The organism is Streptomyces sp. enrichment culture, assembly GCF_964272855.1.
In the GTDB taxonomy this organism is placed as follows: domain Bacteria; phylum Actinomycetota; class Actinomycetes; order Streptomycetales; family Streptomycetaceae; genus Streptomyces.
In genome coordinates, this window is the sequence record NZ_OZ186847.1 from 8,225,148 (window position 1) to 8,245,058 (window position 19,911).

A 19,911-nucleotide genomic window follows, 5' to 3' on the forward strand; every position below is an offset into this window, starting at 1 on the left:
ACGCCCCGACGGAACGGGGCACCGACCGAAAGAGGAACCGACACCATGCAGTCCCGTATGCAGAACCCCGCCGTCGTCCTGCCCGACGCGATGCAGCCCATCCAGCAGCTCCTCAAGGCCGCGCACTCCGGCGGCGTGGACGCGCAGACGCTGGAGCTGGTGCACCTTCGGGTCAGCCAGATCAACGGTTGCAGCGCCTGCGTCGACGGCGGCGCGAAGACGGCCCGCAAGGCCGGAGTGAGCGACGAGCGGCTGGCCACGGTCGCCGCCTGGCGGGAGGCCCCGTACTTCACCGAGGAGGAGCGGGCGGCGCTCACGCTGGCCGAGGCCGCGACGCGGCTCGCCGACCGTCCCGACGCGGTGAGCGACGAGGTCTGGGACGTCGCCGCCACCTACTTCGACGAGAAGCAGCTCGCCTCGATCGTCCTGATGATCGGCGTCACCAACCTGTTCAACCGGCTCAATGCCACGACCCGTCAGATCGCCGGCGCCTGGGGCTGAACCCCCGCGCCACCACACACTCGACCATCCGCAGACCGTCAGGAGACCCGCTGTGAAGAGCCGGACCGCCACCGCCGACGACAAGTCCTTCCAGGCATTCACCGACGAGGAGCGCGCCGCGATGAAGGAGCGCGCCAAGGAGGTGAAGGCGTCCGCCCGCCGTGGCTCGCGCGCCGACAAGGCGGCGGAGGACGAGGCAGCGGTGCTGGCGAAGATCGCCGAGATGGAGGAGCCGGACCGCACCATGGCCGAACGGCTGCACGCCGTGGTGAGGGCGAGCGCCCCGGACCTCAGGCCGAAGCTCTGGTACGGCATGCCCGCCTACGCCAAGGACGGCAAGGTCGTCTGCTTCTTCCAGAGCGCGCAGAAGTTCAAGAGCCGGTACGCGACGCTCGGCTTCAGCGACCAGGCGAACCTCGACGACGGCGCCATGTGGCCGGCCTCCTACGCCCTGCGGGAACTGACCGCCGCCCACGAGGCGCGGATCGGCGCGCTGGTGAAGCAGGCGGTGAGCTGACCGGGTCGCCGGGCCGGTCAGCACGGCTTGCGCCAGACGTCCAGCTCCGGCTTCTTGAGCATCGACGACAACCGCAGTTCCCGGGCCACCGGGCAGAAACGGGCCGGCGGCTCCGCGTACTCGACGTGGAAGACCGCCTTGCCCGACGCGACGAACGGCTCGAGGAGCGCGCATTCGCCGTACTGCGCGCACTCCTCGTTGACCGCGAAGTCGAAGTCGTCCAGCAGCTGCGGAATCTGCGCCAGGTCGTTCTTGAGGCCCACGGCCAGACCCCGCTCGTGCGCGATGTCCGCGATCATCCGGTTGTACCGGAGCTGGTCGCGGGCCGTGAGCGGAAAACCGGTGTCGTTGCCGTACCCCTCGACGAGGTCCGGTTCCACCGCGTCGAAGCCCTTGTCCCGGCACATGTCGAACCGGCGTTCCATGAGGGGACGCAGCACCGACAGCCGGCGGATGTCCAGCCAGCGTTCGCCGCGCCAGCCGTTGGGCTCGCCCAGCACCGAACGGGGGAAGTCGTCCCGGTCGGGCCGGAAGTCCTCCCAGGCACCGACGTTGACGTAACAGATCACCTTGCGGCCGTCCCGGTGCAGGCGGGCCACGTCGGCGGCGGAGTTCTCGAAGCCGTCGATGTCGTAGACGGGCACGTCGACGGACGGGTCGACCCTGCCGTCGAGCTGCCACTGCCAGGCCAGCCCCGGACGCGGCTGCCAGACGGCACCGGCCGTGCGGTCACCGCCATCACCGCCGTCACCGCCGTCGTCGCCACCCGAGCACGCGGCGAGGACGGCGAGCAGCGCGACGGCGACGACGGCCGGGAAGAGCCGCCTCACCGCTCGGCCTCGGCCAGCGCGGGGGTCAGCCGCGACCACGGGTTCGGCGGCTCTCCCGTCACCGGCCCGCACACCGCCGCGCCCCGCTCGCTCGCGGTGCGCACGGCGAGCGGCACGAGCGGCTCGGGCACCCCGTACACGAGGTGGCAGAACCGCTCGGGCGGCTGCCGCGCGGTCCACGACGGGCGGCTGAACGCCGACACGTACGTGGACCAGGAACCCTCGAAGGTGACGGTCAGGTCGGCGAGCCGCGCATAGCCCGGAGCGGGATGGACGCCCGGATTGAGGACGACGGTAGAGGCGCCGAGCCGGCGGACGGAACGCACCAGCCGACGGCAGGCAGGCAACCCGTGCGGGGCCGCGGTCACCTGGTCGAGGAAGCAGCCGTCCACGCCGTACCACTCCTGGTGCCGGCGCAGGTCGGCCGTGATCCGCACCGCGTCGCGCGCCCCGTAGTCCGTGTCGACATAGCCGAGCAGCCGGGCGCCCGCCGCGCGCAGCGCCCCCGCCGCGGCGACGAACGCCGGATCCGGGACCTCGCCCGGCCCGTTCGCGGGATTCAGCACGACGCCGTAGGTCCGCGCCGCGCAGGTGATGAGCCGGTGCCACGCGGCGGGATCCTCGGCGGGATGGACGTACAGCGGGATCAGCAGGCTCACGGCGCCGGTACCCCTTCGGCGGTGTGGGCCGTGGCGGCCGCCGCCGCCCACAGCGCCGCCACCGACGCGTCGAGCGAGTGGGACGGCCGCCAGCCGAGGGCGTCACCCGCGGCGGTGATGTCGGAACACTGCCACGACACCTGCGCCGACCGCGCGGACCCGCCCCCGCCCGCCTCGACGATCCGGCCCCGGAAACCCGCCACGCCCGCCAGCGCCCGCACCAGTTCACGCACCGGCACCGCGGCGCCGCCGCCGATGTTGAGCACCGGCGGGAGCGGCCCGGCGGCGGTGGCCGCGAGCCGGGCCGCCCACGCCACGTCGCGTACGTCGACGAAGTCGCGGTGCGCGGACAGGTCGCCGAGCCGCAGCGCCGCGTCCGGATCGTCCCCGGCGTCCGCGAGCAGAGCGGCGACCCGGCCGGGCAGCCCGGTGGGCGGGGCTCCCGGACCGACCGGGTTCCCCACCCGCAGCACCACCGCGTCCAGCCCCGACGCGGTCACCGCCACCGTGCCCGCCAGCTTCGTCGCACCGTACGGGCCCGCCGGACGGGTCGGCGCCGACTCCGGCACCCGTTCGCCCGGTGTGCCGGGGCCGTACTCGGCGGCCGAGCCCAGATGGACCAGACGGGCCGCGGGCGCCGCCTCCCGCAGTGCCGCGCACAGCACGGCCGGGCCGCGGGCGTTCACCTCCGCGAGAGTGACGGCGTCACCGCCGGTAGCGCCCGCGCAGTTGACGACGGCGTCCGGCGCGGCCGGTTCCAGCGCCCGCGCCAGATCCCGCCGGCGGTCGGCCGCGAGGTCGACGGCGACGTCGGCGCCGGGGGAGCGGCCGGCGACGAGCACCCGCGTGTCCGGCAGGGCACGCAGCCGCGCCACGACGTGCCCGCCCAGGTAACCGGTGGCGCCGAGAACCAGGATGCGCATACGTGCTCAGGCTCCCTTGAGCAGAAGTGACTTGCGGCTGGTGAACTCCGCGTTGGCCCGGTCGTAGTCGTCGGGGCGGCCGATGTCCAGCCAGTAGCCGTCGAACTCGTAGGCGTGCGGCGGCCGCTGCGCCGCGAGCAGGTCCAGCACCAGCTCGTCGAAGCCCAGCGGCAGCCCCGGCGTGTAGTCGGCGAGGGTGGCCCGCGAGACGCCGTAGACACCCATGGACACCCGGTAGTCGATGCTGGGCTTCTCGGTGAAGGCGACCACCCGGCTCGCGTCCGTGGTGAGCACCCCGAAGTCGATGTGCACCTTGCGGGCGTAGGTGGCGATGGTCAGCGGCGCGCCCGACGCCTCGTGCCGCCGCAGCACGTCGGCGTAGTCGAGGTCGGTGAGCACGTCGCCGTTCATCACCAGGAAGTGCTCCGGCAGCCGCTCGCGGAGGGTGAGCAGCGGACCCATGGTGCCGAGCGGGCTCTCCTCGACGGCGTAGTCGACGCTCATGCCCCACTGCGCGCCGTCACCGACGTAGGCGCGGATGATCTCGCCCAGATGGCCTATGGCGATGGTGCAGTGGGTGAAACCGGCCGTCGCCAGCTGGCGCAGCACGATGTCGAGGATGGCGTGCTGGTCGCCGATGGGGACGAGCGGCTTGGGCAGCGCGGTGGTGTACGGCCGCAGCCGGACGCCCTTACCTCCGGCCAGGATCACTGCGTGCATGGCATACCTCCTGCGGTTGCTGCCGGTCGGGTCAGATGTTGTAGATGCCGGTCTTGTAGCGGGCCAGGTTCGCGGGATCGACGAACCACTCCGCGGTCCGCGCGAGCCCTTCCTCCAGCGTGTGGCGGGGCCGCCAGCCGGTCGCCGCCGCCAGCCGCGTCGCGTCGGCGACGAGCCGCATCACCTCGGAGTTCGCGGGCCGCAGACGTTCCGAGTCCTCGCGGACGTCGAGCGGGGCGTCCATGACCTTGCCGATCAGCGCGACCAGGTCGCCGACGGAGATCTCCCCGCCGGTCCCCGCGTTGAACGTGCGGCCGACCACCTGCTCCGCCGGCGCGGTGCCCACCGCGAGGAACGCCCGCGCGGTGTCCCGGACGAAGGTGAAGTCCCGGGTGGGGCGCAGGTCGCCGAGGGTGATGGTGCGCTGCCCGGCCGCGACCTGGCCGATGACGGTGGGGATCACCGCGCGCATCGACTGGCGCGGGCCGAAGGTGTTGAACGGCCGCAGCGTCACCACGGGCGTGCCGAAACTGGCGTGGTAGCTGTCGGCCAGCCGGTCGCCGCCGGCCTTCGAGGCGGCGTACGGCGACTGGGTGTTGATGGGGTGGTCCTCGGTGATCGGCACGGTCTGCGCGGTGCCGTACGTCTCGCTGGTCGAGGTGTGCACCAGGCGCGGCGTCCCCAGCGCGCGAACCGCCTCCAGCACGTTCAGGGTGCCCGTGACGTTGGTGTCCACGTAGCTGTGCGGGGCCTGGTAGGAGTACGGGATCGCGATGAGCGCGGCCAGGTGGTAGGCGCAGTCGGCGCCGTCGAGCAGGCCGCGCACCGAGCCCGGGTCGCGGACGTCGCCGAGCACGATCTCCACGTGGTCGAGGACGTCGGCGGGCAGGGTCTCCAGCCAGCCGTAGGAGGAGAACGAGTTGTACTGGGCCATGGCCCTCACCCGATGGCCGGAGGCGACGAGCGCCTCGGTGAGGTGCGAGCCGATGAACCCTTCGGCTCCGGTGACGGCGGCGAGCGGTGCGGAGGTCAACTCTGGGGATCCTTTCGTCGGTTGGACGGCGGCGGTGCCGCGGGGCGCTTCGAGGAGCGTTGGACGGGCTCGTCAGGCGTGCGGGGAGGGCCTGCCGAGCAGATGGATCGCGCAGGCCGCGAGACCGGCCGCGGCGACGGCGCAGACGAGCGGCAGCACGGCCGGGCCCGGCGGCAGGTCCAGCCAGGTGACCGCGCCGGCACCGCCGGCGGCGAGCAGGCAGATCACGGCCGGCGGCCAGGCAACGCCGAACGCCTGGAGGAGCAGGGCGGTCCACAGGGCTGCCGCGAGCGGCAGCAGCGCGGCCGGGCCGGCGCCGGTGAGCAGCGCGGCGGGCAGCAGCAGCAGCAGATAGCCGGACAGGCACAGACCGAGGACGGCGGCCGAGCGGAGCAGGAATCCCGCGGGCGTCGCGCTGACCCGCAGCGCGGCGACCGACCAGCCGCGAAAGCGGTACAGCAGCCACTCGGCCGGGCCCATGCTCAGCGTGAGCGCGATCACCGCGTACGGGTGCCGTCGGCCCTCCAGCATCACGAGGACCGCCGCGGCCAGTCCGAACAGGCCGTAGGGGAGTGACGAGACCGGACGCGGCCGGGGCCCGTCGGCAGCGGCCGGGCCGGCCAGTCCCGCCCGCAGGACCGCTCCGGCGGCGGCGAGCGTCGCCAGCAGCGCCAGCAGGGGCAGGCCCACCCGCAGCACAGGGCCGGGTTCCCACCACGGCAGCGGCGCGGCACCCGCGATCAGCGGGCTGAGCGCGGTCAGCAGCAGCCGCTCCCGGCCCAGGACCAGCAACACGCCCGCCGCCGCCAGATACAGCGACTGGGCGGCCGCCACCACGGTGACCGGGCCGCCCCCGGCGGGCACCGAGGCGAGCCCAGTGGCCACCGCCGCGCCCAGCAGGGACCCGGACAGCAGGGTGCCGGCGGCCTCTCGGCGTCCCGCCACCAGCCGCAGGTGCGCCCGGTGGCCCAGCGCCTGCCCCCACGCCCAGGAGACGACGCCCGCCACGATCAGGACGGGCGCGTGCCGGTCGACGCGCCACAGCGGGGCGGTGAGCAGATAGGCCAGCGCGGGCAGCGCGAACAGGAGGCCCCGCAGCAGGCAGCGCACCGTGTCGGGCCGCCAGGGGTCGGCCGCGGCGGGCGGCTCGGGAAAGGTCCGGGGCACCCTCGCGTACAGCGCGGACGCCAGCGAGAACAGGTTCGGATGGCCGTACCGCTCCTTGATCAGGGAGGCGGACAGGCCCTCCGCCTCCAGCAGCGCGGCCACCTCGTAGGGGTGGACGGCGGGTCCGATCCGGTCGGCGAGTTCGGCGGCGAGCTCGCTGACCGCCTCCTCGTCGGGACCCCGCCGGGGCAGCCGGATCGCGAGCGTGGTGTCGTCCAGGGCCCAGCGGGGGCGGCGGCGCGCCGGGCGGGGCGCGGCCAGCCGCAGTGCCAGCGTGTCCTGCTCGGCGCCGCCGGGTTCGAGGGACATCGGCCCGCTCATCCGGTGAGGCTTTCCGTGCCGGTGACCGCCGGGGCGGGCAGGACGATCCGGCCGGTCGACTCCCGTCCGCCCGTGGACAGTTCGTGGTATATGGCGCGGAACGTGTCGATGGTCTGCCGCAGTGTGAACTGCTCGATCACCCGCAGCCGGGCCGCCTCGCCCATCGCCCGGCGCCGGGCGGGATCGCCCAGCAGCTCCAGCGCGGCGGCGGCCATCGCGGCCGGATCGCGCGGCGGCACCACGAGACCGGTGTCGCCGACGGCCTCCCGCACGCCCCCCACATCCGTGGAGACGGTCGCCCGCCCGCACGACATCGCCTCGATCAGCGTGAACGGGAAACCCTCGCTGATGCTCGACAGCATCACCACGTTCCCGGCCGCGTAGGCGTCCTTGATGTCGTCGACACGGCCCTCGAAGGTCACCGCGTCGGCGTGCCCCAGCTCGGCGGCCAGGGCCTCACAGCGCTCCCGGTACGCCTCCCCGCCCCGGGGCGTCCCGCCGAACAGCCGCAGCCGCACGTCGGGCAGCCGGTCCCGGACGAGGGCGAAGGCGCGTATCAGGGTCTCCAGGTCCTTTATCGGGTCGACCCGGCCCGCCCAGCTGAGGGTGAGGGCCTCCGGCTCGGGTCCGGCAGGCGGGAAGGCGGCGGGGTCCACGCCGTTGTAGACCGTGCGGATCGACGCCGGATCGGCACCGCCCTGCTCCTCCCACAGCCGGTTGTAGCGGTTGCCGGGGGTGATCAGCGCTGCCCGCCGGTAGGTCTCCTCCGCCAGCAGCCGGAAGAAGCCCAGGATCACCGCCTTCACCGGCCAGCGGTAGGGCGCGGTGCGGTAGCCGAGGTATCGCTCGCGCAGATAGACGCCGTGCTCGGTGAGCAGCAGCGGAACCCCGTGCCGTTCGAGCGCGGCCAGCCCCGGCAGGACGGCGACACCGCCGCTGACGGCGTGCGCGACCCCGTCCTCGGGCGGCGGCGCGGCCAGCGGGCGCAGGGCGTGTTCGAGGAGGGCGGTCACGGTGAGCGCGTCGTGCAGCGTCGGCCGCGCCTCACGCACGGCCAGCCCGGGACGCGTCCATACGGCGGTCAGGGCCCTGATCGCGGTGTCGCCCCGCAGGAAAGGGCTGAGCTCTCCGTCCGCCGCCGCCCGCGCCAGGGTGTGCAGGGCGGGCGCGAAGCCGTCCTCGGCGCGCGGGTCGACCAGCGCGGTCAGGAACCGCTCGTAGGCGCCGGCGAGCCGCCTGCGGGAGCGGCCCCGGGGCGGGCGGCCCGGCGGGGCGGTGCCCCACATGGGCACGGACAGGACGCCGGAGACATGGCTGGGCAGGTCCCACACGACGGGCTCGCGGCCGGTGCCGGTCACGGCGATGACGTCGAAGTCGATGTCGGGCATGCCGGTGACGAGCTGGTCGCACCAGACGCTCACACCGCCGTGACTGTGCGGATAGGTGCCTTCGGTGAGCAGGGTGACGCGCGGAGCGCCGGAGCGTCGCGCGCCGTGGTGAACGTGCATCGATGTGCTCCACGGCCGAGGTGTGGGGATGTGGTGCCGGTCCCGGCCGCGGGGCGCGCGGGCGGGACCTCACTGCCGGTACGCCGGTCAGCTCCCCGTGCCGGGGGAGACCGGGTCGGTCACGCCCGCGGGCACTCTGGTGGCCGGCGCCGGGTCGGTGGCCGGGGTGGAGCCGTCCGCGCCGGGGGCCGTGGAGGAGGCGGCGGACGTCGGCAGGGTGAGGGTGAGCGGTGCGGCCGACGCGGCCGTCCACCCGGACCGCTCGCCCGCGTAGGCCTCGCCGAACGCGGCGCCGGCCCGGGTGGTGCCGTCGGGCACGGTCGCGGGGACGGCCACGCCGTCCGGGGCCTCGACGGTGACGGTGCCGCCGACGCGGTAGGCGGTGACCTGGCCGTCCTGTACGGCGGCCCGCCACGCGGCGCGCCGCTGGAGCTCGGCGCCGATGTCCTTCACCCGCAGGTTGACCACGGGGGTGTTGTCCGCGAACAGCGTGGCGTAGGTGTCCAGTACGCCGTCCAGGACCGGGTAGGCGATGCGGTCCTCGGCGAGGTTCGACTGGTGGATGAAGTGCGGCTTGGGGTCGTTGGCGAGGACGTGACCGAGGGCGATCCGCCGCTCCAGCGGCACGATGTGCTCCTGGTAGCCGGTGGTGAGGCCGAGGGGGGCCGGCAGGCAGGTGGTGGTCGCCGGGTTGTCCTCGCAGATGCCGCTGCCGCCCTGCGCGCGGCTGGTGTAGATCCAGTTGTACTCGTCGACCTGCTCGGCCGCCCGGCCCGCGTTGTAGAAGATGTTCATCGGGTAGCGGGGGACCGTGGTGGCGGGGCCGACCCGCCGCTGGTCGGGCTCGCGGGAGTTGTCCGAGGCAAGCCAGGTGATGCCGTTGTCGGCCAGGGCGAGTGCCAGGTTGGGGTTGTCCGCGGTCTGCTGGGGCAGTACCCGCAGCCCGGAGTGCTCGCCGGTGACCAGCTCGTCGTCGTCCAGCGGCAGTCCGGCGAGGTCGCCCCACACGCGGTTGTGGGCGATCTCGTCGGAGACGTCGTTCCGGCTGACCCACTTGGTGCTGCCGTCCGCGTTGGTGGCGCACCGCCAGGGCACCACCGTCGTGTCCTGCTCACAGCCGAGGAAGGCGTGGGTGTAGGTGTGGTTGATCCAGCGGAACTCGCCTCGCCGGGCGACGAGCCTGTCGGCGAGCGGGTCGGCGCCGCCGTTGTCCTCGCGGTGGTCGACGCTGCCGGCGCCGTTGTAGGCGAAGTCGAGGGTGAAGCCGCGTTCGCGCTGCCAGGCGACGGCGTGGTCGACGTCCGCGGCCGTCATCCGGATAGGGTCGGGGGTGGCGTTCGGGTCCGTGCAGTCCACGTCGCCGGGGGTGCAGTTCAGCGTGGAGTTCCAGCGGTCGTCGGCCGCGAAGACGTCGTCGACGTGCACCGCGAAGTAGTTGCGGGACGCGCCGAGGTGGACCCCGCCGGTCATCCACTCGACGATGCCGCGGGCCAGCAGCCGGAACTGCTGCTGGTACTGGTTGTAGACGAAGGTGACGACGAGTTCGCGCCGCCCGTCGTGCCGGTACTCGCCCACCAGCGAGCCCCGCTTGGCCGACCCCGGGATCGGCGCGTCGACGTACGTGGTGAAGTCGGCGCCTGCCGCCGGCGTCGACAGATACGCGTAACTCTCGCCCACGGTCGGCGAGTTGTCCTCGAACGGCACCGGCCCGTCGAGGTAGCCGAACGGCCCGGAGCGGCCCGCGTCGGTCACCTGGGCCCGCACCCCGTCGACGCTGCCGGAGTAACCGCCGTACACCGGGTACTGGAGTCCTGCCTCGGGGCGGGCGTAGGTGTACGCGTCCACCTGCGGGATGCCGTAGGCCTTCTCGTACGCGACGAGCGCGGCCATCTCGGCGGAGTTCGCCGGGAAAGGGTTGTCGTTGGGCAGGACGACGGCCTGGAACCGGGCCCGGTTTCGGCCGTCCACGCTGTCGGCGAGATAGCCGGCGTCGATCACGGGTCGGTCGGAGCGCGTGAGGTCGATCTCCGTATACGGAGTTCCGGCGGCTTCCAGCTCCGCCGCGATGGCGTCGGTGGACGGGCCGCCGTCGCTCACGACCAGCACCCGCAGGTCGATGCGGGGAGCGGGGTCGGCGTGCGCCGCCGTGGCCGGAACACCGAGGGCGGCTATGAGCGCGCCCGTCGTGAGCAAGGTCGTGCGTATGGTCCGCTTCATGCGGTGCTGTCCCCTCCCAGGGCAGGGGTGAGTACTGCTCCGCGGAGCGGACGCACCCCCTCGCGTGACGCCGGCTTCCCCCTCAGAGACCGGTCGTCGACGCTTCCGTCGCGTCAAATAGTGAGGTGTCTGTGGAGCTTTCGTGCTCTTGCTGCGAAACCTGACGGAAAAACGCGGGCGTGAGCCCGGCGGTCATCCGGCGCACGCCGCTTGGGTGGCCCGTCACGGACGCCGCCCCGGCGGCCCGCTTCGGGTACTTCCGTCCAGGTGGGCGAGGGAACGCAGGACACCGGCGGACCCGGGGGCCCGCCGGTGGGGCTGTCATTGGTGTAGACCGTTGGCCGGACGCTCTCGGGGCCTGTTTCAGGTCACGGCCCTATCCGGCGGACACCGTCAGGAGCACAGAACGCGCGTCTCCGGCGTGTAGACCGGGCCGCCGCTGGTGTTCGTGCTGTCGCTGAACTCGGCGTAGAAGTACGAGTAGAAGCCGATGTTGCCGTTGCAGCCCGAGTCGGGGGCGATCTGCAGGGTCAGCGTCACGGTCCGGCTCTGGCCGGGCGGGATGGGGGCGCCGTAGTTGGCGCCGAGGTTGGCGGGACCGGTGCCGGAACACGAGGTGCTGCCGCTCGCCGTGGTGAGGGTGCAGCCGGTGAAGGAGTACTTCAGGTCGGGGCGCTGGGTGGTCAGCCAGGTGGGGTCGATGGTCTGGTGGACGAACCAGAGGTCGTAGGTCTTGTTGTTCGTCAGCGTCATCGACAGGTTCACGGTGCCGCCCGGCGTGGTCGTGGCGGCGTCGGTGGTGAACTTCAGCTCGGCGGGGCCGGGGTCCGCGCTCGCGGCGGGGGCGAGGCCGAAGACGGCGAGGACGAGGGCCAGGACGGCGGTGAGACCGAGTCGTCTCATCAAGGGTGATCGCATGGCCCGGGAGGCTAGGCACGGGGCGGTCGTCACGTCTGCCCCCGGATCGGCGCCCGAAAGCGGCCGCGACCGAAAGTGTGTGTCGCGTGAAGGTGGTGCGGGGAAAGTGTGCTGGCCGGTCGTGGGTGGTAAACACGCACGGTGCAGGTGGTGTGACCGACCGTCGAGAAGGCGGAACCGCCCCCACCGCCACGCCGGTCCTCCGGCGGCGGTATTGGCGCGTACCGGCCGTGCCGGCTCCCGCGTGGGGCCGGCACGGCCGGTACTGGTCCCCGGTGCGTGATCTCGGCCATCGGGCCAATTCCGGCCGGGGGTGGGTGCGGGCGGGGCCTCGCCGGAGGCGGGCTGGGCGTGGGTGTCTTCGGGGGTGGGCCACGGGGGCGTGGGGAGGGGCGGGCCCGGGGTGTCGCTGGGGGTGGGGCTCGGGTGTCGTCGGGGACGGCGCCGTGGTGTCGCTGGGGACGGGCCTCGGGTGTCGTCGGGACACTGGTCCAGCCACGCTCGGCTCGCCCGGTCGGCCCGCGGCAGGGTCGGTCGTGCGGGTGCTGAAGGCGGTGCCCCGCAGTGCCGCTGGGGACGAGCCTCGGGTGTCGTCGGGATGGGCCCCGGAGTGTCGCCGGTCGCCGCCCCGGAAGCGTGATCACAGCCCGCCGCCCCGGGCCGGAGTCGTAGGACCCCGGCCCGGGGCGTGCGGAGGGCTGATGCGACGCGGGGCTCAGTGCCCCGGGGGTGCGACCGACGGAGCCGAACCCGGCAGCGGGCGTCCGGCCGACTCGGCCATGCGCCACACCGCGAAACCACCGATGACGGCGGCGGCCATCATGTAGTAGGCGGGCATCATCATGTCGCCGGTGGCGCCGATCAGGGCCGTCACGACCAGCGGGGTCGTGCCGCCGAACAGCGAGACGGAGACGTTGAACCCGATCGACAGCGAGCCGTAGCGGACCCGGGTCGGGAACAACGCCGGAAGCGCCGCCGGCATGGCCGCCGTGAAGCAGACCAGCAGCAGGCCCAGCGCGCCCATGCCCAGGGCCACCGCGACCAGACTGCCCTCGCGGATCAGCAGCAGGGCGGGCACCGAAAGGAACAGGAAGCCCGCGCAGCCCGCCGCGATCACCGGGCGGCGTCCGATCCGGTCGGTCAGCGCGCCCACGAACGGCTGCGCGATCATCATCAGCGCCATCACGCCGAGCACCACGAGCAGGCCGTGCGTCTCGTCGTAGTGCAGCTCACTGGTCAGGTAGCTGGGCATGTACGACAGCAGCATGTAGTCGGTGACGTTGAAGACCAGCACCAGGCCGACGCAGAGCAGCAGCGCCCGCCACTGGCCGGTGATCATCTCCCGCAGCGGCACCTTCGGCCGGGCGGCCTCCGCCTTCTCGACCTCGGCCGCGAACGCGGGCGTCTCCTCCAGGCGGCTGCGCAGGTAGAGGCCGATGATGCCCATCGGGCCCGCGATCAGGAACGGCACGCGCCAGCCCCAGGACACCAGGTCCTCGGTCGACAGCAGCGCCGTCATCAGCGTGACCAGCCCCGCGCCGCCGATGTACCCGGCGAGGGTGCCGAACTCGAGCCAGCTGCCGAGGAAGCCGCGCCGCTTGTCGGGGGCGTACTCGGCGATGAACGTGGACGCGCCGGCGTACTCGCCGCCGGTGGAGAAGCCCTGGACCAGGCGGGCGGCCAGCAGCAGGACGGGCGCGCCGACACCGATCGCCGCGTACGACGGGATCAGCCCGATGGCGAAGGTGCCCGCCGCCATCATGATCATGGTCAGCGCGAGGACCTTCTGGCGGCCGATGCGGTCGCCGAGCGGTCCGAAGACCATGCCGCCGAGCGGCCGGACCAGGAAGGCCGCGGCGAAGGCGCCGAACGTGGAGAGCAGCTGAGCGGTGGGGTTGCCCGACGGGAAGAAGACCTTGCCGAGGGTGACCGCGATGTAGCTGTAGACACCGAAGTCGAACCATTCCATGGCGTTGCCCAGCGCCGCCGCCTTGACGGCGCGCCTGACGAGCGCGGGGTCGGTGACGGTGACCTCGGGGGCCGGCGCGGAACGGATCTCGGACATGGCCGGGGGAGCGGCGACTGAGGCAGTCGACAAGACTTCGCTCGCCTACCTTTCGACGGGGGCAGGGACGGGTCCGCGCGGCGGCGCTGTCGGGCGGGCCGAAAAGCGACCATAGGCGCCACTCGGCCGTTTACGTTGCGTATGCAATTTGCTGCATACTGCAGCGAAACGGCGGATGTCCAGGCATGCCCGCCCCCGCCGGGGTCGTTCTCCCCGGCTCTCCGTGTGAGCCATCTCGCGCGATCGCCGTCACTCCATGTCCGGAATGTGACGTTGGGCAGGCCTCAGTCGTCGAGCAGCCGCCAGGCGGTGAGCGCCAGCCTGGCCCGCAGGAGTCCGCCCGGCTCGGTCAGCTCGATGTCCAGGGCCTTCGCGATCTGCTCGAGCCTGCGGGCGACGCTGCTGTGGTGCAGATGGAGGAGGTCGGCGGCCCGGCGCAGGGAGCCGGTGGCGCAGTAGGTCTCCAGGGTCTCCAGGTCCTCCGGACTGTCGGCGATACGGCCGATGGCGGCCACGTCGGCGTTGTCCCGTGCGGTCCTCCCCGGTATCTCGGCCAGGAGCGCCAGCGCGCCCAGGTCGGTGTGACGGACGACGGGCTCCCGCGGCGTGGTGAAGCGGAGCGCGGTGCGGGCCTGCCGCCAGGACAGGTCGGGGCGGCCGGCGGCGCCGATGCCGGCGCGGACGTCCGCCGGGAACCGGGCCGGGTCCATGGTGGTGGCCAGGATGACGCCCACGTCGGAGAGCGGTGCCGCCTTCACCGGGCGGGCCGGGCAGACCAGTGCGCCGATCCGGTCGAGGGGGAGCCGGGAGCGCACGGCGGCCACGTGGACCGGCAGGTCGGGCGCGAAGCCCAGCAGCCGCAGCGCCCGGGCCCTGGCCGCCTCGTCGCTGTCGGCGCTGATCGCCAGTTCGACGAGAGCGGGGTCGGCCATCGTGGTGCGGGCCGGCCCGTACCGTTCGACGGCCGCGGCGGCCGCGATGGCGAGCCGGTCGAGAAGGATCTCGTCGAGCGGGTTGGGCGAGCCGGAGCGTTCCAGCCACACCGTGCCGATCTCCTCGTCGTCGAGGGTGATCGGCACCGTCGTCGACGCCGGTGCCTGCGGGGTGGACGCCTCCGTGCCGTGCGGCGAGACGCGGATCGCCCGCCCCGTGCCGTGCAGCCGGATCCCGGCGACGCACTCGGCCAGGCCCGCCGAGGCGCGGGCGAGCGCCGGAACGTCCACGCGGCGGCGCATCAGCGTGTCGTAGAACGCGACGATGCGGATCGCGCCATCGACGTACGGATCGAGTCCCGACAGCCGAACGGCCAGTGCCTCCATGGCAGAAGGATAGGAGGGCGGGCCGCGCGACAGGGCCGCCGGTCGGCGCGTGATCGGGGTCGGATGCGCGACGGATGGCGGGTGCCGCGCCGGGGGCCGGCCGTGAGGATGGTCGCCACCCATCCCGGATCCCGAAAGGTTGTACGACTTGAAGAACCGACTGGCGTTAAGCGCGAGTGCCGCCACGTTGAGTGTCTGTGTCGGTATGTCGACCGCGGCCGTTCCGGCGCCCGACGAGACGGCGACGGCCGTTCCGGCCGGTAGCACGAGCACGAGCACGAGCACCGGCTTCGCTCCCGCGAAGCTGAACTCCGCCCTGGACGCCGTCCACCGCGCGGGAGTACCGGGGGTGTACGCCGAGGTGGGCGACGCCGACCGGACCTGGCGCGGCGCCGCCGGTGTCGCGGATCTCGGCACCGGCCGCCCCGTCCGGCCGGACATGCGGCAGCGCGTCGGCAGCATCACCAAGACCTTCACCGCCGTCGCGGTCATGCAGCAGGCCGAGCGGGGCCGGATCCGGCTCGACGCGCCGATCGGCGACTATCTGCCGCAGCTGGTGCCGGGGGAGCGCGGCAGGCGGATCACGGTGCGGATGCTGCTCAACCACACCAGCGGCATCCCCGACTACATCCCCTACGCGTTCCCGTCCCTGCAGACCAGGTCGCCGGAGAGCCTCGACGGCAACCGGTTCAGAAGGTTCCGCCCGGCCGAACTGATAGAGATGGGCCTCGCCGCACCTCCCACCGGCGAACCCGGAGGCCCCAAGGGGGTGTACTCCAACACCAACTACCGTCTCCTAGGCGAACTCCTTGAGCAGGTGACCGGAATGCCGGCGGAGCGGTACATCACCCGCCACGTCATCGAACGCGCCGGCCTCCGGCACACCGGCTTCCCGGCCGGCCCGCGCATCAAGGGCCCGCACTCGCGCATGTACGAGGCGCTGCACGGCGCGATCGACCCGCCCCGCGACTACAGCGTCTACGACATGTCCTGGGTCGGGACGGGGGCCGCGCTGGTGTCCACCATGGAGGACCTCAACCGCTTCTACGGCATGCTGCTCGCCGGAAAGCTCGTCGACGAGTCGTCGCTCGCGCAGATGCAGCGCACGGTCCCGGTCCGCGCGCTGAACGGCAAGACCATCGACTACGGCCTGGGGCTGGAGAAGGTCGAGATGCCGGGCTGCGGCACGTTCTGGGGCCACAGCGGCACGGTCTGGGGAGCGGGAACGATGTCCCTGACCCGGGCCGACGGCCGGCGCCGGATGTCGGTCGCGATCAACCTCATCAGGTGGAACGAGCTGGATTCCGCGGGCGAGCCGCAGCCCCACCCCGTCGACGGCGCCCTGCTGGCTCTGTACCAGCAGGCGCTGTGCGGCGACGGGAACCCCGAGACCGACCCGGCCTCGCTGTCCCCGGCGTCATCCTGACGCACGGGCCGCCCACCGAGTCGATTCGGCTGGTGGCCGTGCCGCGCGCGTTGGCCGATCCCGTGCGGTCGGAGATCGTCCGGCGGCCGGACCGCACGGGGACGGACGACCGGGGTGGCTCCCGATCAGGCCCGGGGTGACGCATAACCGCTGGTAGGAATGGCCGTATCCGTGTGGATACGGGCCGTCCCGCAGGGAAGACCGGCTCGGGGAAACCCTGCACCGCCAGTCAGCGACGGGACGGAGAACGGGTCATGGCTACGAGAACGAGCGAGGCCGGCGCCACCGCGGCTCCGGCAAGCCTGCAGCTGCCGGGGATCGTGCTGGGGGTGGGACTCGGCGGGTTCGCCGACGGCATCCTGCTGCACCAGCTGCTGCGCTGGCACCACATGCTCACCAGCACGAACGACGACCGTATCGGCGTGAAGTACTACGACCCCGACACCGTCTCGGGGCTGCAGATGAACACGCTGTGGGACGGCATCTTCCACGTCGTCTGCTGGCTCGCCGTCCTGACCGGCCTCGCCATCCTGTACTCGCGGGTCACCCACGACCGGCGCCGGGTGTGGACCTCCCGGGTGCTGTGGGGCTGGGCGCTGGTGGGCTGGGGCCTGTTCAACCTGGTGGAAGGCGTCCTGGACCACCACATCCTCGCCATCCACCACGTCTACGCCGGTGACGGCCAGATCTGGTGGGACCTGGGCTTCCTGCTGCTGGGCGCGCTGCTGGTGGCCGGCGGCTGGCTGCTGCAGCGCGGCGGACGTCCCTTCGACCCCGACGCCCCGTCCGCCGGTCGGGCACGGCGGCACGCGTGACGGAACACGAGCACCCCGTGCCCGGCCACGGCGCGGACGGCGGGCTGCCGGACTTCGTGGGAACGGCACCGCCCGCGCTCGCTGTGCTCGTGTGCGCCGCGGCCTACCTGTGTCTGGCCCGCCGGGCGCGGGACCGCAACCCGGTGCGGGGCTGGAGCCACCGCCGCACCGCGAGCTTCCTCACCGGCCTGCTCCTGCTGGGGGTCGCGCTGCTGCCGCCGATCGCGTCCACCGCGCACACCGACTTCCGCGGCCACATGGTCCAGCACCTGCTGATCGGCATGTACGCACCGCTCGCCCTGGTGCTCGGCGCCCCGGTCACGCTGCTGCTGCGCGCGCTGCCCGCCGCCCACGCCCGCCGGATCACCTCCGCGCTGCACAGCCCTCCGGCGCGGCTGCTGATCCGTCCGACCGTGGCCCTCACGCTGTCCAGCGGCAGCCTGGCGGTGCTGTACTTCACCCCGCTGTACAACGCCACCGCCGCCCATCCCGCCGGGCACTGGCTGCTGCACGCGCACTTTCTGCTGGCCGGTTGCCTGTTCGCCCACGTCATCGCCGGCCCCGATCCCGCGCCCGCCCGGCCCGGCGTCCGGACACGGCTCGTCCACGTCGGTGTCGCCATCGCCGCGCACGCCGTGATCTCGCAACTGATGTACGGCGGCTACTGGGTCGACATCCGCGCCCCCATCCCCGAGGTCAAGGCCGCCGCGGAGATCATGTACTACGGCGGTGACATCGCCGAACTCCTCCTGGCCGGAGCCCTGGTCAGCACCTGGCGCCCGCAGCGCCGAGTCCGCCCGGTCCCCGACGGCGCACCCGCACGCGCGTGAGGCGGTCCAGACGGTCAGGTGCTGGCCGGGGTCGGTGTTCGCGGTCAGCGTGTCCCAGTCCAGGACGAGTTCACCGACGACCGGGTGAATTGGGGGTCTTCGTGCCCACGGTCCGGGCGGCGACCCGGTCTTCCCCCCACCACTGGGCGAACTGCAGGTCGCGCATCGACAGTTCACCGACCAGCTCGATCAGACGCGGGTCGCCCGGGTACTTCGCCGCATCCATCCGCAGCTGGGCCACGGAGATCTGCGGGGACGCCTCCCGGTCCGTGTGCAGTGTCCGAATCGCCGGATCGGTGAACTGGATACGCGGATAGTTGCGTTGCTTCTCCGGGATGCGGAAGGAATCGGTGACCAGGGCGGCGGCCAGCGAATTCCAGGCCAGGATGTCCCCGCGCCGCCCCTGCGCGAGCGCGGGGGCCGCGGGGGCCGCGGCCCTGGTCCTGCTGCTGATGATCCCCCTGTCGGGGAACCCGGTCACGGCCACGGTCCTGGTCTTCCTCATGGGCCTGACCGGCTTCACGGTGAACCCGGTCGTCACCGCGCTGGCCGTCCGCATCGCCGGGGACGCCGCCACGCTCACCTCCGCGCTGACCACATCCGCGTTCAACACCGGCATCGCCGCCGGACGTGGCTCGCGGGCGCGGCCCTGGACTTCGCCCTCGGACTGAGGGGACCGCCCCTGGTCGGTACCGTCATCGCCGCTCTCACGCTGCTCCCGCTGATCGCCCTCGCCGTCCGCGCCACTCCCCGACGGCCCGGGCCTCGGGGAGGTGTTCCGGCGCCGCGCGCAGCGAACCGGCCATGGTCGACCACGGGGGCATCGGCGCCCTGAGCGGCCGGAAGAAAGCGGTTCACCGCTCGTTCGGGCAGTTGAAACATGACCGAAACAGTGTTCGTCAAGCAACTATGCCAACACCCGCTGGCGCCTTTAACCTGACTCGTCAGTAACCCCGTACCACCTGCCACGGCGTGACCTTGGCGCAGCCGTTCGCGCGCGCCCGTTCACGCCGTTCGATCAACATTGCCTCTCGCCCGCCGGGTGCTCTTTTCTGTCACCGAAAGGATAAAGGGGATGAAAGACGAGCAAGGCAGACAGTTAGTCGGCCGGATCAGATGGAGACGGTTCGCGCTGCTCGCCGTCCCCGGCTGCGCGGCCACCGCCGCCCTGGGGATCGCGCTCGCGCAGGGCGCCATCGCCGCCTCGTTCGCCGTCTCGGGCCAGCAGTTCAAGGTCTCCGCCGACCGTCTCACCGGCGAGGGCTTCGCCCAGTACGGCAACATCGACACCAACGCGCGCAACGACCTACTCCCCGTCGCCACCGTCGGCATCAGGACCGCGACGATCGACAGCCTCTGCCAGTCGGTGGTCACCAGCCTCCCCGTGCTCGGCGACGTCTCGCTGAACCTGACCGCCGGGACCGGCGACACCCCGGTGGAGGCGGAGAACCTCTTCCTCGACGCCACCCAGCTGGAAGGCAACGCCTCCTTCCGCAACATCGAGATCGGCCGGGACGCCTCCACGCTCGACAAGGGCCCCGAGGGCGCCCAGGGCATGCAGGACGCCTTCTCCCAGCAGGCCGACGACTTCAGCATCACCGACCTCAAGCAGGTCGCCTGGGCCGCGAACGCCGGCACCTTCAAGCTGTCCGGGCTCAAGATGAAGATCACGAAGGGGAAGACGGAATGCTTCTGAGCCGGCACGCGTGGCGCGACTGGCGCCGCGGCCGGCCCTTCTGGGGCGGCCTGGTCACCGTCCTCGCCGGGACCGAGATCAGCATCCTGCCCCTGGCCCCGCTCGAGGTCATGCTCCAGCAGGGCATCGCCGGACTCCCGTCCGTCCTGCTCGGCCTGATGATGATCCTGATGGGCTTGTCCGCCTGGGTCGCCCCGCACTACCGCGGCCTGGCCGGCGTGGTCACCGTCCTCCTCGCCGTCGCCGCACTCGTCATGTCCAACCTGGGCGGCTTCCTGCTCGGCACCTTCCTGGGCATCGTCGGCGGCTCGATGATCTTTGCCTGGCAGCCGCTGCCGGCGCCCGCCGAGCCGACGCCACCGCCCTCCCGTACGCCACCCCCCACAGGCACCACCCGGCACGACGACGCACCAACCGCTCACACCCCGTCCGTCGACACGTACTGA

At 72.7% G+C, this 19,911-nt stretch carries 19 protein-coding genes and 1 pseudogene; 8 read left to right on the top strand and 12 right to left on the bottom strand.

Features of this window, described 5'->3' with window-relative positions; genetic code table 11:
- The first annotated feature begins 45 nt into the window (after positions 1-45).
- Entirely contained in the window at positions 46-501 is a 456-nt protein-coding gene (locus ACSU6L_RS36740) for a carboxymuconolactone decarboxylase family protein (protein WP_437064014.1), read from the top strand.
- A 121-nt stretch (positions 502-622) separates the two neighbouring features.
- The gene (locus tag ACSU6L_RS36745) at positions 623-1,018 is read left to right on the top strand and encodes an iron chaperone (protein WP_437065174.1); all 396 of its coding nucleotides are present in this window, start codon (positions 623-625) and stop codon (positions 1,016-1,018) included.
- 17 nt (positions 1,019-1,035) lie between these two features.
- On the opposite strand, the gene ACSU6L_RS36750 is transcribed toward ACSU6L_RS36745, so the two are convergent.
- The 11 genes from ACSU6L_RS36750 to ACSU6L_RS36800 all read right to left on the bottom strand — a co-directional run bounded on the left by ACSU6L_RS36750 (position 1,036) and on the right by ACSU6L_RS36800 (position 14,698).
- Positions 1,036-1,848: an endo alpha-1,4 polygalactosaminidase gene (locus ACSU6L_RS36750; protein WP_437064015.1), complete on the bottom strand. Its 813-nt coding sequence runs from the start codon at positions 1,846-1,848 to the stop codon at positions 1,036-1,038.
- The gene (locus ACSU6L_RS36755; protein ID WP_437064016.1) at positions 1,845-2,507 is read right to left on the bottom strand and encodes a spherulation-specific family 4 protein; all 663 of its coding nucleotides are present in this window, start codon (positions 2,505-2,507) and stop codon (positions 1,845-1,847) included. Before ACSU6L_RS36755 ends, ACSU6L_RS36750 begins: the two co-directional genes overlap by 4 nt.
- Positions 2,504-3,430 carry an NAD-dependent epimerase/dehydratase family protein gene (locus tag ACSU6L_RS36760; protein ID WP_437064017.1) on the bottom strand — a complete coding sequence of 309 codons (927 nt, stop codon included), beginning with the start codon at positions 3,428-3,430 and terminating at the stop codon, positions 2,504-2,506. Before ACSU6L_RS36760 ends, ACSU6L_RS36755 begins: the two co-directional genes overlap by 4 nt.
- Before the next feature lie 6 nt (positions 3,431-3,436).
- A complete protein-coding gene (locus ACSU6L_RS36765) occupies positions 3,437-4,150 on the bottom strand; it encodes a nucleotidyltransferase family protein (protein ID WP_437064018.1) in 714 nt (237 codons plus the stop codon).
- 31 nt (positions 4,151-4,181) lie between these two features.
- Positions 4,182-5,183 (bottom strand): GDP-mannose 4,6-dehydratase, encoded by a 1,002-nt coding sequence (locus ACSU6L_RS36770; RefSeq protein ID WP_437064019.1) that lies wholly within the window; start codon positions 5,181-5,183, stop codon positions 4,182-4,184.
- A gap of 72 nt (positions 5,184-5,255) precedes the next feature.
- Positions 5,256-6,671 carry a hypothetical protein gene (locus ACSU6L_RS36775; RefSeq protein ID WP_437064020.1) on the bottom strand — a complete coding sequence of 472 codons (1,416 nt, stop codon included), beginning with the start codon at positions 6,669-6,671 and terminating at the stop codon, positions 5,256-5,258.
- The gene (pelF, locus tag ACSU6L_RS36780) at positions 6,668-8,179 is read right to left on the bottom strand and encodes a GT4 family glycosyltransferase PelF (protein ID WP_437064021.1); all 1,512 of its coding nucleotides are present in this window, start codon (positions 8,177-8,179) and stop codon (positions 6,668-6,670) included. The genes ACSU6L_RS36775 and pelF overlap by 4 nt, the downstream gene beginning before the upstream one ends.
- Positions 8,180-8,266: 87 nt before the next feature.
- Positions 8,267-10,396 carry a hypothetical protein gene (locus ACSU6L_RS36785; protein ID WP_437064022.1) on the bottom strand — a complete coding sequence of 710 codons (2,130 nt, stop codon included), beginning with the start codon at positions 10,394-10,396 and terminating at the stop codon, positions 8,267-8,269.
- Between the two features lie 393 nt (positions 10,397-10,789).
- On the bottom strand, positions 10,790-11,314 hold the full coding sequence (locus ACSU6L_RS36790; RefSeq protein ID WP_437064023.1) for a hypothetical protein: 525 nt from the start codon (positions 11,312-11,314) through the stop codon (positions 10,790-10,792).
- A gap of 715 nt (positions 11,315-12,029) precedes the next feature.
- Positions 12,030-13,412 (bottom strand): glycine betaine/L-proline transporter ProP, encoded by a 1,383-nt coding sequence (proP, locus tag ACSU6L_RS36795; protein ID WP_437064024.1) that lies wholly within the window; start codon positions 13,410-13,412, stop codon positions 12,030-12,032.
- Between the two features lie 251 nt (positions 13,413-13,663).
- Positions 13,664-14,698 carry a PucR family transcriptional regulator gene (locus tag ACSU6L_RS36800; RefSeq protein WP_437064025.1) on the bottom strand — a complete coding sequence of 345 codons (1,035 nt, stop codon included), beginning with the start codon at positions 14,696-14,698 and terminating at the stop codon, positions 13,664-13,666.
- A 205-nt stretch (positions 14,699-14,903) separates the two neighbouring features.
- On the opposite strand from ACSU6L_RS36800, the gene ACSU6L_RS36805 reads away from it, so the two are divergent.
- The 3 genes from ACSU6L_RS36805 to ACSU6L_RS36815 all read left to right on the top strand — a co-directional run bounded on the left by ACSU6L_RS36805 (position 14,904) and on the right by ACSU6L_RS36815 (position 17,769).
- Complete coding sequence (locus ACSU6L_RS36805; RefSeq protein WP_437064026.1) at positions 14,904-16,124, top strand: serine hydrolase domain-containing protein; 1,221 nt, start codon at positions 14,904-14,906, stop codon at positions 16,122-16,124.
- Between the two features lie 254 nt (positions 16,125-16,378).
- Positions 16,379-16,939, top strand: coding sequence for a DUF2243 domain-containing protein (locus tag ACSU6L_RS36810; RefSeq protein ID WP_437064027.1), 561 nt, complete (start codon positions 16,379-16,381; stop codon positions 16,937-16,939).
- Positions 16,936-17,769 carry a cytochrome c oxidase assembly protein gene (locus ACSU6L_RS36815; protein WP_437064028.1) on the top strand — a complete coding sequence of 278 codons (834 nt, stop codon included), beginning with the start codon at positions 16,936-16,938 and terminating at the stop codon, positions 17,767-17,769. The genes ACSU6L_RS36810 and ACSU6L_RS36815 overlap by 4 nt, the downstream gene beginning before the upstream one ends.
- On the opposite strand, the pseudogene ACSU6L_RS36820 reads toward ACSU6L_RS36815, so the two are convergent.
- A pseudogene (locus ACSU6L_RS36820) lies at positions 17,770-18,193 on the bottom strand (MmyB family transcriptional regulator); the annotation flags it as partial.
- Here ACSU6L_RS36820 and ACSU6L_RS36825 point away from each other — a divergent pair.
- The 3 genes from ACSU6L_RS36825 to ACSU6L_RS36835 all read left to right on the top strand — a co-directional run bounded on the left by ACSU6L_RS36825 (position 18,120) and on the right by ACSU6L_RS36835 (position 19,911).
- A complete protein-coding gene (locus ACSU6L_RS36825) occupies positions 18,120-18,440 on the top strand; it encodes a hypothetical protein (protein WP_437064029.1) in 321 nt (106 codons plus the stop codon). The pseudogene ACSU6L_RS36820 and the gene ACSU6L_RS36825 overlap by 74 nt on opposite strands.
- 404 nt (positions 18,441-18,844) lie before the next feature.
- On the top strand, positions 18,845-19,465 hold the full coding sequence (locus tag ACSU6L_RS36830) for a DUF6230 family protein (RefSeq protein ID WP_437064030.1): 621 nt from the start codon (positions 18,845-18,847) through the stop codon (positions 19,463-19,465).
- On the top strand, positions 19,456-19,911 hold the full coding sequence (locus ACSU6L_RS36835) for a DUF6114 domain-containing protein (protein ID WP_437064031.1): 456 nt from the start codon (positions 19,456-19,458) through the stop codon (positions 19,909-19,911). Before ACSU6L_RS36830 ends, ACSU6L_RS36835 begins: the two co-directional genes overlap by 10 nt.